The sequence below is a fragment of the Pseudarthrobacter linnaei genome (genome assembly GCF_055412825.1).
Genome location: NZ_JBVAYX010000004.1, coordinates 26234 through 41678, shown reverse-complemented (window position 1 = coordinate 41678; position 15445 = coordinate 26234). Strand labels below are relative to the sequence as shown.

Genomic DNA, 15445 nt, shown 5'->3' with positions numbered 1-15445 from the left:
GAATGTCAGCAACCAGCATTCCTTTCACCGTGTCCGGAGGCGTGGTTCTCGTGACGGGAGCCGCCATGGGCATGGGCCGTCTTTACGCCCTGCGGGCGGCCCGCGAGGGCGCCGGCGTCGTGATTCTGTGGGACGTCGACGCCGACGGCCTGGCGAGGACCGCCGCCGAAGTGGCCGCGCTCGGCGCACGCGCGGTCGTCCGCCAGGTGGATCTCGCGGACCGCACGGCCGTTGCCGACGCCGCTGAGGCGTGCCGGGAGGAAGGCCCGCTGACCCTGCTGGTCAACAACGCCGGCATTGTCCGCGGCGCACTTTTCTGGGAACACCGCCCCGAGCAGGACATTGCCCTGACCATGGAGATCAACGCGCTGGCGCCAATGTACGTCACGCACGCGTTCCTGCCAGGCATGATGGGCGACGCCGGCCGGCCGCGCCGGATCCTCAACATCGCCTCGGCAGCGGGCACCGTGTCCAACCCCAGGATGAGCGTCTATGCGGCGTCGAAATGGGCCGTGATCGGCTGGAGCGACTCGCTGCGGCTCGAACTCGAACAGCAGGGCTACAGCCACCTCGCCGTGACGACGTTCTGCCCCAGCTACATCTCCACCGGGATGTTCGACGGCGCCCGCGGCCCGCTGCTGACACCGCTGATGACGCCGGAGGACGCCGTGGACCGGGCCTGGCGGGCCACCGCCGCCGGACGGCCCCAGCTGATCGCCCCCGCCACGGCGCTGCTCGGCAAGGTCCTGCGCGGGCTGCTGCCGGTGCGGGCCTGGGACTTCGTGGGCGGCAAGGTCTTCGGGATCTATACCACCATGGACAAGTTCACCGGCCGCGGCGAGAAGGCGGGCACCCGATGAGCTCCCCGCTGCAGTCCCCGTGGCAGCGGACCGCGACCGGCGCCAACCTGCTCTCGGCCGACGGCACACTCGGCGTCACGATCTTCGAGGAAATGACCACCCTCGCACTGCAGACCGGTGCCATTAACCTTGGCCAGGGCTTCCCGGACGAGGACGGCCCGGTGGAGATCAAGGCCGCCGCGCAGGCGGCCATCGCCGCCGGCGCCAACCAGTACGCCCCGGGCAAGGGCATCCTTGAGCTGCGCGAGGCGATCTCCCTCCACCAGGAGCGCTTCTACGGCCTGGAACCGGACCCGCAGACCGAGATCATCGTCACCACCGGCGCCACCGAGGCCATCGCCGCCTCGCTGCTCGCGCTCGTCGGGCCGGGCGATGAGGTCCTCACCTTCGAGCCGTTCTACGACTCCTACGGCGCCATCATCGGCCTCTCCGGCGCCCGCCACGTCACCGCCCCGCTGCTGGCCCCTGACTTCATGCCGGACCTGGATGCCCTCGAAGCGGCGTTCAGCAGCCGCACCAAGGTCGTACTGGTCAACAACCCGCACAACCCGACCGGTGCGGTGTTCCCCCGCGAGGTGCTCGAACGCGTCGTCGAACTCGCCGTCCGGCACGACGCCATCATCATCACCGACGAGGTCTACGAACACCTCACCTTCGGGGTCCGGCACATCCCGGTGGCCACCCTGCCGGGCGCCGCTGACCGCACCCTGACCATTTCCTCCGCGGGGAAGACCTTTTCCTTCACCGGCTGGAAGATCGGCTGGCTCAGCGGGCCCGAGCACCTGGTCTCCGCCGCCCGCACGGTCAAGCAGTTCCTGAGCTACAGCTCCGGTACCCCGTTCCAGAGCGCCATCGCGGCCGGTCTGGGCCTGCCGGACGAGTTCTATGCCGGTATCGCCGATACCCTCCAGCTCAAACGCGACATCCTCAGCGAGGGCCTGCGGGCCGCGGGCCTGGACGTCTTTACGCCGCAGGGCACGTACTTCGTCAACGTGGACACCGCGCCGCTGGGCATCTCCGACGCCGTCGACCTGGCCCGCCGGCTGCCCGCCCTGGTGGGCGTCGCGGCGATTCCGGTGCCGGTGTTCTGCCACCCGGAGGGCGCCGAACGCACCCGGAGCCTGCTGCGCTTCGCGTTCTGCAAACGGATTGATGTGCTGCAGGAAGCCGCCGAACGGCTGGCGACGCTCCGCGACAGGCTCTGATGGCGGACACGCCCGCCGCCGCGCGCTTCCTGCGCACCACCGGCCAGCACGCCACGATCGAGCCCGACGCCTTCACCGAGGGCGGCTTTGTGCTCAGCATCGGCGGGGCGGAACAGTCGCACGTCAACGTGGCGGACCCCTCGGACATCTTCTACGAGTACCTGCGCCGGATCGGCCACGTGGTGGATCTCGCGGCACCGTGGGGCGAACCGATCACGGCCCTCCATCTCGGCGCCGGGGCGCTGACGCTGGCACGCTACGTCCAGGCCACCCGCCCGGGCTCGGTGCAGTATGCGGTGGAGCTGGAACGGGAACTGTTGGACTTTGTGCTGCAGCAACTCCCCCTGCCCGAAGGCACGAAGCTGCACCCGCTGATCGGCGACGCCCGGGACGCCCTCGCCGAGCTGCCCCCGGAACTGCGCTTCGACGTCGTGATCCTGGACATCTTCTCCGGCCCTGACGCGCCGGAACACATCGCCTGCACCGGGTTCTACCGCGAAGCCGCGGCGAAGCTCAGTCCCCGCGGCGTGCTGATCGTCAACGTGGGCGACGAACCCGGACTCACGCTCGTCCGCAGCCAGGTGGCAGCGCTGCGCCGTGCGATGGCGGACGTGGCCGCTTTTGCCGAGGCCGGGATGTTCAGCGGCCGCTATCCCGGCAACATCATCCTGACCGGGACGCAGGGGCCTTGGCCGGAGGCGTGGACAGCGGCGCTCACCGCCCGCGGGCCGCACCCCGCGAAGGTGCTCTCCGGCGTCGGCCTCGACGTCCTCTCGGACTAGCTGACTCCGTCCGATTCTGCCTCAGCGGCGTCCTCCGGGGATTCTTCCGCGCCGGGCTCGGCGAACCAGAGCTTCGTTTCCCCGTACTTGCGCTCCGCGAACCGTTCCATTCCGTCGGGCCAGGAGGGCTCGGGGCTCCGGGATGAGCGCTCCACGACGACGACGGCGCCCTCGGCCAGGTGCGGGAGCAGCTTGGCGAGCACCCCGGCCAGCGCCGGTTCGTCGAGCGGGTAGGGCGGATCGAGGAACACGAGGTCCCAGCGGACAGCGGCCTGGGTCCGGTCAAGGAAGGAGTCGACCTTGGAGCGGTGCACGGTGACGACCTTGCGCCGCGCGACGGTGTTGACCAGGTCCGCGTTGCGCTGGCAGACCTCGCTGGCCTTGCCGTCGGATTCCACCAGGTCCACACTCTGCGCAGCGCGGCTGGCGCTTTCCACGCCGAGTGAACCGGACCCCGCGTAGAGGTCCAGCACCCGGGCGTCCGCGATCACCTCGAAGGCGTCCAGCCGGGAGAAGAGCGCTTCCTTGACCCGGTCCGTGGTGGGCCGGGTCAGGGACCCCGGGACGCTGACCAGGGTGGTTCCGCCTGCGGCCCCGGCAATGATACGGCTCATGGCCGGGCCGCCCCGGGTGCATCGATGGTGTTAACCGCGTTCAAGGAACGCCTCCTTTTCCGGGTTGAGGTATTCGTCGATCGCCGCGGCGAGGACGGGGTGGGCGCCCAGTGACGGGTCGGCGCCGACGATCGCCTGCGCGTCCTGCCGGGCACGGGCGATCACGTCCTCGTGTTCCAGGACACGCAAGAGCTTCAGCGTGGACCGGCCGCCGGACTGGGAGGCGCCCAGGATGTCACCTTCGCGGCGCAGTTTGAGGTCCTCCTGGGAGAGCGCGAAGCCGTCGGTGGTGGCCGCGACCGCGTCGAGCCGGCGGCGGCTCGGGTGGCCGGGTTCCAGGGCGGTGACGAGCAGGCAGGTGCCCGGCAGCCCGCCGCGTCCCACCCGGCCGCGGAGCTGGTGGAGCTGCGAGATGCCGAAGCGGTCCGCATCCAGGATCACCATGAGGGTGGCGTTGTGGACGTCCACGCCCACTTCGATCACGGTGGTGGAGACCAGGAGCTTGGTCTGGTTGGCGGTGAAGGAGGCCATGGTTTCGGATTTCAGCACCGGGTCCAGCCGGCCGTGCAGCGCCGCCAAGGGCACACCGGCCAGGGCCGGTTCGTCCCGCAGGAGTTCGACGACGCCGGCCACGGAGGCCAGTTCGCGGGCCCCGCTGTCGCCGTCGAGGTCCGCGGCGGACGGTTCGGCCTCGCCGGGAGTGAAGTCGCCGTCATCGTCCGAGCCGATCTTGGGACAGACGATGTACACCTGGTGGCCGGCGTCGATCTCTTCCCGGGCGCGGCTCCAGATGCGGGTGGCCCAGGCCGGGTGCTCCGCGAGCCCGACGACATGGGTGGTGATCGGTGCGCGGCCGGCCGGCAGTTCGTCGAGGACGGACGTTTCGAGGTCGCCGAACACGGTCATGGCCACGGTCCTGGGGATGGGGGTGGCGGTCATGACCAGCAGGTGCGGGGGTTTGCTGGCCTTGGACCGGAGCACGTCGCGCTGTTCGACGCCGAACCGGTGCTGCTCGTCGACCACGATCAGGCCCAAGTCGTAGAAGGAGACGTCGTCGCTGAGCAGGGCGTGGGTGCCGATGATGATCCCGGCGGTTCCGGAGGCGGCGTCGAGCATCGCCTGTTTCCGGGCCGCGGTGGGCATGGATCCGGTGAGCAGCGTGACCTGGACCGCGTCGGGGCCGAATCCGCCCAGCATGCCGTCGCGGGACAGCGGGCCGAGGGTGCGGCGGATCGATTCGAAGTGCTGCGCGGCGAGGACCTCGGTGGGGGCCAGCAGGGCGGCCTGTCCCCCGGCGTCCACCACCTGCAGCATGGCGCGCAGGGCCACGATGGTCTTGCCGGAGCCGACCTCGCCCTGGAGCAGGCGGTTCATCGGCGAGTCCTGGGCGAGTTCCGCGGCGAGTGTCTTGCCCACGGCTGCCTGGCCGGCGGTCAGGGTGAACGGCAGCTGCCGGTCAAAGGCGGTCAGCAGCCCCTCTGCGGCGGGGCGGCGGGCGGTGGCCTCCTCGGCGGCGAGCTGGGCACGGCGCCGGGCGAGGGCGGACTGGAGCACCAGGGCTTCCTGGTAGCGGAACCGGTCCCGGGCGCGCTGCCAGTCCGCGGGGCCGTGCGGGGCGTGGATGAGCCGGTAGGCGTCGGCGACCGGCACGAACATCTCCCGGGCCGTGATCTTTGCCGGCAGCGGGTCAGGCAGGTCGTCCAGGTCCGCGGTGTCCAGCAGCGTTTCGATGACCTTCTGGATGGACCAGCTGGTCAGCTTGGCGGTGGCCGGGTACACCGGGATGGGCATGGCGGCGAGCTTCTCCGGGTCCATCCCCGGGGTGTCCGGGTCCTTGTCCAGCAGCTGGAAGTCGGGGTTGGTCAGCCCGAGGGCGCCGCCGTAGCGGGTGATCTTTCCGGAGAACAGGGCGCGGCGGCCCGGCTGCAGCTCGGCCTTGGCCCGGCGACCGTTGAAGAAGCTCACCTTCAGGGTGCCGGCGCCCATCCCGGTGCCCGGGGCCTCGGCGTCGTCGGTGATCACGACGTCGGTCAGCGAGCCGGAGCGGGTCTTCATGAACCGGGTGCTGCTGGAGACTACCCGGGCAATCAGGGTGACGTCCTCGTCGAGCGGAACCTCGCTGATGGGTGTGAGTTCGCCGCGGTTCATGTAGCGGCGGGGGAAGTAGTTCAGCAGCCCGCCGACGGTGGTGATGCCGAGGTGTTTTTCGATGACCGCTGCGGAGCGCTTGCCGATCCGGCGGTCAAGGTCCAGCCCCAGTTCGGCGTTGGCCAGGTCAGCGTTCATGTCCGTCGGGGACCTGTCCTGCGGGTTCGCGGTCACCGGCGTCGCGGGGTTCGGCGTCCGGGACGGCCAGCTCGCTGATGCTGATGTCCGAAGGTTCGCCGGCGGACCGGATCAGGGCCACGGCGGGCCCGGCGTGCGGTACGTGGACGTGGACGCGCCAGCGGTAGGCGCCGGAGGCGTCGGCTGCCCCGCCGACCTGGCTCATGATGACGGAGTCGCCCAGTTCGTCGAGCCGCTGGCGCATCATGGCGGCGTCCAGCGGTGACAGGGTGATGGTGCACATGACTTCCACGCCCTCGTCCCTCGGCATGCCGGCGTGGATATGCGGGTCCTGAACGTCGTAGCCGTGCAGGCCGTCCAGCAGCTGGTCCTGGAGTTCCTCCCCGAGGACGGCGGAGCGGAGGCAGTCGAGGATCAGCAGCATCCCGACACCGCCTGCGTCCACCACATGGGCGGCGTGCAGCGCCTCCAGCTGGTCCTCGGTGCGCACCACAGCCGCGAGGGCGGCTTCCACGGCGGCATCGAGGGCCAGGCCCAGGGTGTGCCTGCTGTCGTCGCCTTCATGCGCCGAATCCACGGCGGCCGCGGCGCGGGCGGCGGCCTCCATCACGGAGAGCATGGTGCCGGGCACCGGGTCGCTCAATGCGGACCATGCCCGGAGCTGGGCCCGGTTCAGCGCAGCAGCCAGCAGCGGGGCGCTGAGCCGGGGATGGCCGGCGAGGGGTTCCGCGGCGGCGCACAGGAAAACGGCGAACAGCGTGCCGGAGTTGCCGCGGGCCTTTTCCATCGCGGCCATGCCGGCCCGGGCGAGGACGGCGCCGACGTCGTTCAGGGCAGGATCCGGCGGTCCGAAGGCCTGGACGGACGGATCGGCGCCGATCTGCGGTATCGCGGCGGTGTCCAGGCTGTGGAGGGCCTGGGCGGCGGCGCGGACCGTGAGGTAGAGGTTGGTGCCGGTGTCGCCATCGGCGACGGGGAATATGTTGATGGCGTTCAGGCGGTCGCTGTGGTTTCCAAGCGTCGTTTCTGCCTTGCTCAACCACCGCTTCATCGCTTGCGCGTTGGCGGCAATTTTAGTCTGCAAAGTGATCCCATCCCACAGTGTCAGCGGGCCTGCCCGCTATCTTGACGCCCGTGCTGTCCGTTGATGCAGGGGCTTCTACCGAGCCTATCGCAGTGAAACCGGGAGGCAGCTGAAGACTTGGGGGGAATGTGGCCAGCAGTCCGTGGTCCTCCCCGCCGCCCAGGATCCAGGCCATCGGATCGGTGCCGAGCAGTGCGGCGGCGGGCAGGAGCGGAACCGCAAGTTGTTCCAGTACCGACGCGTCCAGGTTCAGGACGGTGCGGCTGGCGGAAGCCATCCGGTTGCCGTCGCGGACCAGCCCGTCGGAAATGTCCATCATGGCGGTGGCGCCGGAATCCCGGGCCAGCGGTCCCCCCGCAAGTGGCGGCAGGGGCCGGCACTGGGTGTCCATCAGGGCGCGCTGGTCCGTGGTCAGTGCCTCGACGGGGATCGCCGATTCCAGCAGTGCCAGGCCCGCCGCGGCGCGCCCCACGGTGCCCGCCAGCGCCAGAATGTCCCCCGCGCGGGCGCCGGAGCGCAGTACGGGTGAGCCGCCGTCGAGGGTGCCGAGAATCGCCACACTGACAGCCAGTTCCCTGCCTCGGCCGAGGTCGCCGCCGGCCACGGCGCAGTCCGGGGCGCCCAGTTCCCGGATGCCGGCACTGAGCCCGTCGGCGAAGTCCTCGACCCAGGCGACCCGGGTGTCCGGGGGCATCGTGAGGCTGACAACCAGGGAGGTGGCGCGGGCGCCCATGGCGTTGATGTCACTGAGGTTTTGCGCGGCGGCCTTCCAGCCGACGTCATAGCCCGTGGTCCGGTAGCCGTTGTTCCATTCGAACCGGAAGTCCTGGCCGGCCACCTGGGTGTCGATGCTGAGAACTGCCCGTCCGTCCGGGGCCGCCACGATGGCGGCGTCGTCGCCCGGGCCCAGGATCAGGGACGGGTTGTGTTCCTGGCCGTAATGCAGGCGCGGGAAGATGCGTTCCAGGAGCTGGGATTCGGAGAGCTCCGCGACGGTCAGGGGGGCTTTGGGCAGGGTCGTGCCAGGCACGGCCGTTTCCGGCGCGGTCGCTTTAACCGGGGGGACAGTCTTGTGTTCAGGCACAGCCCTACGCTACCGCGGGGGACGACAACGGCGGCGGTCCGTTGTTGCGGGGTTTCCCGGCAAAGCTGCCCTGGGACGCCGCGCTGGCAACGTTTTCCCCGCTCCCTCAAGGCCATGCGAGACTCGTAGGCATGCCTCCGCCTCTGCCTGCGCTGAACGCCGTACCCCGGCGTGTCCGCTGGGTTCTGGGCGCCGTTTCCGGCGCCGTGATGCTGTGGCTGGTGGTGGCAGTCCAGTTGTTCGTCAATGTGGATCCCTTGAGCGTGCACCGCACGGACGCCGTGATCATGCTGGGCGGGGCCGCGTCCGAACGGATGCCGGTGGCGCAAAAGCTCCAGGGTGAGCTGCACATTCCGGTGCTCGTGTTGTCCCACACGGACACCCTGGGCAATGCGGCGGCCGACGATCTCTGCAAGTCGGCCGCGTTCCCCCGTCCGGGCCTGGTGTGTTTCCGCCCCGGCGGCATGGACACCCGGAGTGAGGCGGAGATCATTGCGGACCTGGCCGACGCCAACGGATGGACGTCCGTCACCGTGGTGACGTCCAGCTACCACGTCACCCGGGCGGGACGGCTGATCGAGCAGTGCACGACGGCGGACGTGCAAATGGTTGCCTCCCACCCCGTGCTGAGTCCGGGGCAGTGGCTGCGGCGGTTTGTCATTGAGACCGGGGGGCTCATCGATGCGTCCCTGCGGCCGGAATGCACGCCCAAGGGGCAGTGATGCAAGAATTGATGGGGAGGCCGTTGACGTTTCTCCAACTTGGCTAAGCCCAGTCCAACCGACTAGCCCGATCAGATGAGGAGGAGCGCACCGTGGACGATTCCAAAGACACTCCCCCGCTGGTCGCAGCTCCGCGCCATATGCGCAGGCGTTTTTTCCATGAGGAGATAGCCGACGAGCTCCTCGTACCGGGCGTGGACGCGTTGCCGTTGGAAGCCATCCCCAGTCACGGCGCCAAGCGACAGGCTTGGAACGCGTCGGACCGGGTCCACGCTTTTGGACGCAAACGCGCCGTTGCCCTATTGGCCGTGATAATTGTCTCGATCAGCATTCCCGCTCTTATATTCGCCCTGATTCTTGCGGGTTGAAAAATCTCTAAGGTCTCCCGTTACCGCTGACCGTGGGCCAAATCGCGTGATGTGGCGGGCACGGATTCAGTGATTCGATGCCAGTTCGCGTAGCATCGGTGCCGACGTCGTCCACAAATCTTTCGGGGGAACCTCCATGCCCATCATCATGCCTATTTTCGGCACCCGACCCGAGGCAATCAAGATGGCCCCGATCGTTGCCGCGCTACACGAGTCTGAGCTTTTTGAATGCGTTGTGACGGTCACCGGACAGCACCGCGAGATGCTGGACCAGGTCAACGAGCTTTTCGGCATTGTGCCGGACCATGACCTCAATATCCTGCAGCAGCGGCAGTCACTTTCCGCCATCATGACCCGGACCATTGACGGGCTGGACAAGCTCTTCGCCGAGAAGAAACCTGACGCCGTTATTGTACAAGGCGACACGACCACTTCGACTGCCGGTGCCATCGCGGCTTTTTATCACGGAATCCCGGTTGTTCATGTCGAAGCCGGACTCCGCAGTGGGGATCTCTTCTCTCCGTTCCCAGAAGAGGCCAACCGCAAGATCACGAGCCAAATCGCCAGCCTTCACCTTGCGCCCACCAGTGTCAGCCGTGCCAACCTCCTGGCAGAGGGCATTAATGCCAGTGACATCGTGGTCACCGGCAACTCCGTGATCGATGCCCTGCTAACAACGGTTGGCAAGAAGATCCCCTTCACCGACCCTCAGCTTGAGGACCTCGCAGCGAGCGGCCGCAAGATCCTGTTGGTGACCACCCACCGGCGCGAGAACCAGGGCGACGCTATGCGCGGAGTGGGCAGGGCCCTGGCCAGAATTGCGGACGCCGAGCCAGACATGATGATCGTTTTGCCGGCGCACAAGAACCCGGTGGTGCGCGAGGCCGTACTGCCCGCCCTCGAGGGCAAGCCGAACGTTATTGTCACGGAGCCCCTGGCCTACGGGGAATTCACCCGCATGCTCTCGCTGGCGCACATCGTCCTGACGGACTCCGGCGGAGTCCAGGAAGAGGCCCCCAGCCTTGGCAAACCTGTCCTGGTGATGCGGGACAACACCGAACGCCCGGAGGCAGTCGATGCCGGAACGGTCACTCTGATCGGCACCGACGAAGAGCGTATCGTGAAGGAAGTTGACCGGCTCCTGCACGACCAGGATCACTTCGATTCGATGGCCAACGCGGTGAATCCCTATGGCGATGGAAAGGCCTCCGAACGCACCGTCGCCGCTGTGGCGCATCTGCTAAAGCTCGGTAGCAGGATCGAAGAATTCGGTCTGTGACATAGCCGAAGTGCGGGAAGACTTATGCCGGGACTCATGCAACTTGACCGCGGTAAGGACTGGAGAACCCTTGGTGCCGACTAATTTTGACCCCATGAGGGAAGCTGTCGCGCGCCAGCTACCACAGGCAGCAGATGAATCGGCCCGGTTGCGTGCGGAAAAGTTCTTCCGAGACGGCGAAATTGTCACCGCAAGATTCGGAAACCTCGCCTTCAACGGCGGCGAAATTTGGGCGGACACAACCAAACGCTCGCAAGCGCGGTTTGTTCACGGCTTCTTATTCTTCGCTGACTGGCACGGAACGGCGCTCAGTGATCAGGGCTCGGCCCCCGAGTACGCGGCCTTCGCCCTACGCGTGGCCCGTAATTGGGCGGCGAACTACGGTGACGGCACACGGATCCCTGAAGTGTCCCACCACGACGAGACCACGGCCCAACGGCTAATCCAGCTCACGGCCCTGCTCATGCGGGTGAAAGACCTCGTACCCGACGATGACTACAGTTGGCTTGCCGAGCTGGCGTTGAACACCGCCCGCCTCCTCGCGACGGACAAGTTTCATGCGACCGGCAATAACCACGGAATGTTCCAGGACATCTCACTGCTCTATTTTTCGGTTATGTGCGACTTCGTCCCGCCCAATGAGCGCGAGGACTTCTTTGCGATCGCCACGACGCGGTTGTATTCGTATTTTTCGACGTCGTTTACTGCCGACGGTGTCCACATCGAAAACACACCGACCTATCACCTGATGGTGTCCAAGCATGTCCACGGCGTGTTGAAAATCCTCTCTAAAACGGGGCACCCGGATTCTGTTTATTACAGCTCGCTGCTCCGGAACGCTGCGGAGTACGCGGCTCATGCGCTCATGCCGAACGGCATGTATCCGCCAATCAGCGACACGACCCAGCAGGTGGAGACTCGAGCGGCGCGGCAAAACATCTTCGAAAGTGCTGAATTCGCTTATGCTGCTTCTGCAGGAAAAATAGGCTCGAAACCCCAACGGAGAACGCTAGTTCTGCCCGACTCCGGATATGCGATCTATCGAAGCTCCTGGGGGAATCCCAGCGCTACTTTCGCATTCTTCAGCGCGGCTTACAACGCGAACTACCACAAACACTCCGATGATCTAAGTCTGTTTTTGCGCAGCGACGGAGTCGACCTGCTGTCAGAGGCAGGCGCCTACGGATACGACTACAAGGACCCGCTGACCAAGTACGGATATTCGTCCTATGCGCACAACTGCATCGTCGTGGACGGCATCTCCCTACCGCGGACCGACGGGTCAGCACACCTCACCACCCTCGAGGCTCACGAGGTCCGCGCCGACGGCTACAAAGTTACCGGTCGCACACAGCGGTTGACGGATACAACTCATTCCAGAACCGTTGACATCCAGGAGCGAGACGGCATTCCCTACATCGACGTGTTCGACACGATCGAAAGCCAAGACGAACACAGCTACGAACTGCTCTGGAATCTCGGCCCGGACGTTGAAGCAGTCGTTCACGGACAGGGCTTTGAGCTGTTCCACGATGGCCGCAAGGTCATGGATCTCCAATTTGAGGCGAATGTCCCCACCAGTGTCTCGCTTCATAAGGGCGAAATGCGGCCCAAGCCGCTCGGCTGGCGCTTTCCGCGCTTCGGCGAAGCTGTGCCGGCTCCGGTCGTCAAAATCTCATTCAAAGGCAGTTTCGCAAAGCTTGCCACCCGGATTCGCCTGACTGATTTCAGTTATCTCGACCGGGGACTAAACGACAAATCGGCTTCTTGGCGACGCAGCAGCGGAAGCGTCGGCCTGAACTATCTCTCAATACCGGCCAGCTCCGATTCAGGCGCCGGGAAACTTGCTGTCGTATTTACGGCGATACACCAGCCAGGCGACTTCACGTTCAACTACAAGAAAACTGTAGATGCGGCTGGCGTGCATGCCTTGTATATCCTCGACGATTTTGGGGATCAGGGGTCGTATTATTTGTCCGATCACGGAGACAAGTCGATCTTTGCCGCCACGCAGGCGCTTATTGCACAGGAACTCGCAAGCTTGGGCTTGACGGGCAAGGACCTCATCACGGCAGGATCCTCCAAGGGGGGGAGCGCCGCAATACTCCACGGCATCGCAGCCGGAGCCGGGCGCATCATTGTTGGTGCCCCGCAAGTCAAGATCGGCTCATTCCTCAGCGCCCCGCACCCTAACATGGTGCGCTTCATGATGGGAGACAACAGCGAGGAGTCAGTGAGCGCCCTCGATGCGGTGGTCTTCAACGCCATCGACGGCATGCTCGATACGACCCGCCTGTCGATTCTGGTAGGCGAGGCCGACCACCACTTTAAGAATCATGTCCTCCCTCTCAAGTCCCATGCCGAATCAAAGCAAAAGGTGTTGGACCTGACGGTTCTACCTGGCCTTCCGCACGCCGAAATCGGCGCCGTCTATCGGGATTTTCTGACAGACAGCATTCAGCAAGAGATTTCGGAGACGGGCGAAGATGTTGTGCGTTACAGCTTCCGGCGCTCCAGCGAAAATCCGGCAACCCTTAGACTGGAGGTGAGAATGCCGGCCGGCTGGGAGCTAGCCTCCCGCCTCTTTTGTGGATCCGAGCCGGTGGAGCGAACGTCTTACGAACCGGAGGACAACGTGCAGTGGAGCGCGCTTCCCGCCGGCCGGTACAGGGCTAGAGTGTTCGTGAGAAACCCGGAAGGTGATTCCGTCCTTCCGTTCACGACTTCCTGGGTGACGTTACCCTAATCCGCTGACCTGAGGCAGCTAGTAGGCTGATGTGCTCAGGGCCAAGCTCCGAACCTGTGGCATCGACAGTTTGATGATAGTCAATGGCTGGCCGCTGGGTCCTTTCTCAGGCGCGGGGGCAACCGAAAGGGAGGAGCCGGCCGGGACACCCGTAAACCGGAGAACCAGAGTCTGGCCGCTGCGGCGCAGCACGGCCCGGTCAGAGCCTAAGCTCACGGATGCGTCGGTAACCCACTGCCAAACGAGGTCCAAGGGCTTGTCCGAACGAATAGCATCTTTGATCACCATCGATGTCGTTCCATGGGATGTGGAACGGGTTGCTGCAACCGAGCCAGGGAAGGCTTGACGGAGATCGACCACTGCACTGGACGTGGTTGGTGCAGTGATCGGGGCGCTTGCGCTGAGGGGCTGGTTCTGACCCTGAACCATCAGCGTCGAGTGGGCGGAAGTACCCGGCTTCCAATAGGTCCAGCGGGTCGGTTCCGACCAATAACCAGGCGGCGCCCCGTCTGGGGCCCCTGGGTCTACCGACCACTGGACCCCCCGGCGAAAGAAGGAGACCGCTCCTAGATCAAGGTGCGCGTGGTTGGCGCTATTCAGCCCGCCCTTGAGTGTCGCCGTGCTCGCTGGCAGGTGAAGGGCCGCTAGGCCGGTCTGCGGATAAAGGGACGACTTCTTAGGAGGCAACACGCCAGCCTTGGTCCCCCACCACATGAGGTATGCATCCGGCTTCTGTTTGAATCTTTCGGCAACCCAAGCCGCGACTTCGGGGGCGTTTCTAGTGTGCGCATCCCAAGCTGGCATTAGCGGGCTGAGCTCCGCTGGCTTTGCGTCAGCGAAAGGCGTCGGCAAGTTGTCAGGTCCTGTGCTGTTCATTGCGTAGCCCGAAACCTTTGACAGCGAAGGCATCCCCACCGGGTTGGTTGCGTAAGTATTGGGCAACGTTGAGTAAAGAACAGCAATAGCTCGACTCTGATACGTCCAGTAGCCTGGGCCCTCCTGGGTACCTCCGTCCGCTGTTATCAAGCGAAGAGCCGCCTGGATGGAAACGAGGGACTCCTTGGCCAGCGCGGCTGCCCGCGCTGGAGTCTTTTTAAGGAAGACAGCGGCCGCTACAAAGTTCGCCGAGTTGTGGATCGCGGCTATGTTCGTCGCTGCGTCGACAAAATTATCACTGTCTGCCTGCAAGCACGTCTGAGGTCCGAGCCATCGAACCAGGACAGTCTCCTCCATACCGGTTGACCTTGACCAGTCGGTCGCCGTCGACGCTGCCAGCAATAGGTGCGACGACGCCAGCGTGTCCATGCCCTCGGGTCCCGCTGCCAGAATTTCTTTGGCTTCCACGGCCAGTACACTGCGGGATGCCGCATCTGAGCCCGACAACCAGCCGTATCCCAATCGTGCCACCCTCGGAACATAGGCCTCCCGTAGCTCCGCCAAAGGCAAATCGCTTGCTACTTCAGCGGTTGCTGCTCGAAGCATTTGGGCATGCACCGACCCAAGGACGGCATCGGCGGCCTGCCTCGCCTTCGCGTCAGTCAGCAATTTGCTCGAGGTGCCAACACCGGGACCTACTGTGGGCAGCACGGGTTTGAATGCACTGCTGGCCGAAGGCAATGCGCATCCTCCGGGAAATCCGACCCAACCAGGGACCGCTGGAATTGAACCGGACCCGCTTTGGAGCGTTGCCAGCCAAGCCTGGGACTTCAGGTTCGGCGCCTGAACCGGTTTACCGATTATGCCCAACTGGGTGGCTGTATCGGCCGCCAATTGCGTGGTGAATGCACTCGCGCGCTCTTTGGACGCTCCGTAAGTCGACAGGGTCATGTGGCCAGCAGTGAGGTCGCTTAGTGCCGTGGTTGCGACCTTCTGCTGGGCAGTCCGAAGGTCCACCAAAATGGTCAGCTGCTCAGCAACTTTTCGGATTGTGGCCGCTTTGGTTGCTTCTTCGCCCATCCGCACTGCGACGGCGTCCATTGCCGATTGGGTCGTCGCCGCGGTCAATGCACCGCCAGCCTCCTGAAGAGAAGCGGTTCCGCCCGCTATTGAATTCTTCACGATGAGTGCATGCGCCCGAGCCAGCCCTGCCACGTACGGGCGAGCTTTGACGTAATCCTGACCAGCAGCATAAGAGATCTGGCGCAGGGTGGCCCGCTGTTCGCTCAGGGTTGCAGCCGATGCCGGACCTGCCACCGTCACAGCGGTAAAGACACAAATGGCAAGCCCAGCGGCGGTGGAACAGAGCCACCGGCTGTACCGTCCCGCTGATTTGGCCCTGCGGTCAAGGGAATCTACAGAATGCAACGGCGACTTCACGGGCTGGCTCCATGATTCTATTAAACTGACTGGCATCTGGCCCACAGAGGAATACAATGCTGAAAGGCACTCCGTGGATTCACTCGCGCAGCTGAGCAG

Annotated in this window: 12 protein-coding genes; 7 read left to right on the top strand and 5 right to left on the bottom strand. The window is 65.4% G+C overall.

Annotated elements, in window-relative coordinates:
* Positions 1 to 2: 2 nt before the first annotated feature.
* The 3 genes from ACZYZ3_RS05335 to ACZYZ3_RS05325 are packed head-to-tail and all read left to right on the top strand — an operon-like array spanning position 3 to position 2847.
* Positions 3 to 860, top strand: a complete 858-nt coding sequence (locus ACZYZ3_RS05335; protein WP_463962800.1) for an SDR family NAD(P)-dependent oxidoreductase — start codon at positions 3 to 5, stop codon at positions 858 to 860.
* Entirely contained in the window at positions 857 to 2065 is a 1209-nt protein-coding gene (locus ACZYZ3_RS05330) for an aminotransferase class I/II-fold pyridoxal phosphate-dependent enzyme (RefSeq protein WP_463962799.1), read from the top strand. The genes ACZYZ3_RS05335 and ACZYZ3_RS05330 overlap by 4 nt, the downstream gene beginning before the upstream one ends.
* Positions 2065 to 2847: a spermidine synthase gene (locus ACZYZ3_RS05325; protein ID WP_463962798.1), complete on the top strand. Its 783-nt coding sequence runs from the start codon at positions 2065 to 2067 to the stop codon at positions 2845 to 2847. The genes ACZYZ3_RS05330 and ACZYZ3_RS05325 overlap by 1 nt, the downstream gene beginning before the upstream one ends.
* Here the strand turns inward: ACZYZ3_RS05325 and rsmD are convergent.
* Genes rsmD through thiL form a run of 4 tightly spaced genes read right to left on the bottom strand, consistent with a single transcriptional unit; the run spans position 2844 to position 7846 of the window.
* On the bottom strand, positions 2844 to 3461 hold the full coding sequence (rsmD, locus tag ACZYZ3_RS05320) for a 16S rRNA (guanine(966)-N(2))-methyltransferase RsmD (protein WP_463962797.1): 618 nt from the start codon (positions 3459 to 3461) through the stop codon (positions 2844 to 2846). The genes ACZYZ3_RS05325 and rsmD overlap by 4 nt on opposite strands.
* A gap of 30 nt (positions 3462 to 3491) precedes the next feature.
* Positions 3492 to 5747, bottom strand: a complete 2256-nt coding sequence (locus ACZYZ3_RS05315; RefSeq protein ID WP_463962796.1) for an ATP-dependent DNA helicase RecG — start codon at positions 5745 to 5747, stop codon at positions 3492 to 3494.
* Positions 5737 to 6798: a DAK2 domain-containing protein gene (locus ACZYZ3_RS05310; protein WP_463962995.1), complete on the bottom strand. Its 1062-nt coding sequence runs from the start codon at positions 6796 to 6798 to the stop codon at positions 5737 to 5739. The genes ACZYZ3_RS05315 and ACZYZ3_RS05310 overlap by 11 nt, the downstream gene beginning before the upstream one ends.
* Positions 6799 to 6820: 22 nt before the next feature.
* Positions 6821 to 7846, bottom strand: a complete 1026-nt coding sequence (thiL, locus tag ACZYZ3_RS05305) for a thiamine-phosphate kinase (protein ID WP_463962994.1) — start codon at positions 7844 to 7846, stop codon at positions 6821 to 6823.
* Between the two features lie 200 nt (positions 7847 to 8046).
* Between thiL and ACZYZ3_RS05300 the strand changes: the two genes are divergently transcribed.
* The 4 genes from ACZYZ3_RS05300 to ACZYZ3_RS05285 all read left to right on the top strand — a co-directional run bounded on the left by ACZYZ3_RS05300 (position 8047) and on the right by ACZYZ3_RS05285 (position 13030).
* On the top strand, positions 8047 to 8637 hold the full coding sequence (locus tag ACZYZ3_RS05300) for a YdcF family protein (RefSeq protein ID WP_463962795.1): 591 nt from the start codon (positions 8047 to 8049) through the stop codon (positions 8635 to 8637).
* 92 nt (positions 8638 to 8729) lie between these two features.
* The gene (locus ACZYZ3_RS05295; RefSeq protein WP_463962794.1) at positions 8730 to 9005 is read left to right on the top strand and encodes a hypothetical protein; all 276 of its coding nucleotides are present in this window, start codon (positions 8730 to 8732) and stop codon (positions 9003 to 9005) included.
* 136 nt (positions 9006 to 9141) lie between these two features.
* On the top strand, positions 9142 to 10284 hold the full coding sequence (gene wecB / locus ACZYZ3_RS05290; protein WP_463962793.1) for a non-hydrolyzing UDP-N-acetylglucosamine 2-epimerase: 1143 nt from the start codon (positions 9142 to 9144) through the stop codon (positions 10282 to 10284).
* Positions 10285 to 10378: 94 nt separating this feature from the next.
* Positions 10379 to 13030: a heparinase II/III domain-containing protein gene (locus tag ACZYZ3_RS05285; protein WP_463962792.1), complete on the top strand. Its 2652-nt coding sequence runs from the start codon at positions 10379 to 10381 to the stop codon at positions 13028 to 13030.
* Between the two features lie 18 nt (positions 13031 to 13048).
* On the opposite strand, the gene ACZYZ3_RS05280 is transcribed toward ACZYZ3_RS05285, so the two are convergent.
* A complete protein-coding gene (locus ACZYZ3_RS05280; RefSeq protein ID WP_463962791.1) occupies positions 13049 to 15346 on the bottom strand; it encodes a heparinase II/III domain-containing protein in 2298 nt (765 codons plus the stop codon).
* Positions 15347 to 15445 lie beyond the last annotated feature (99 nt).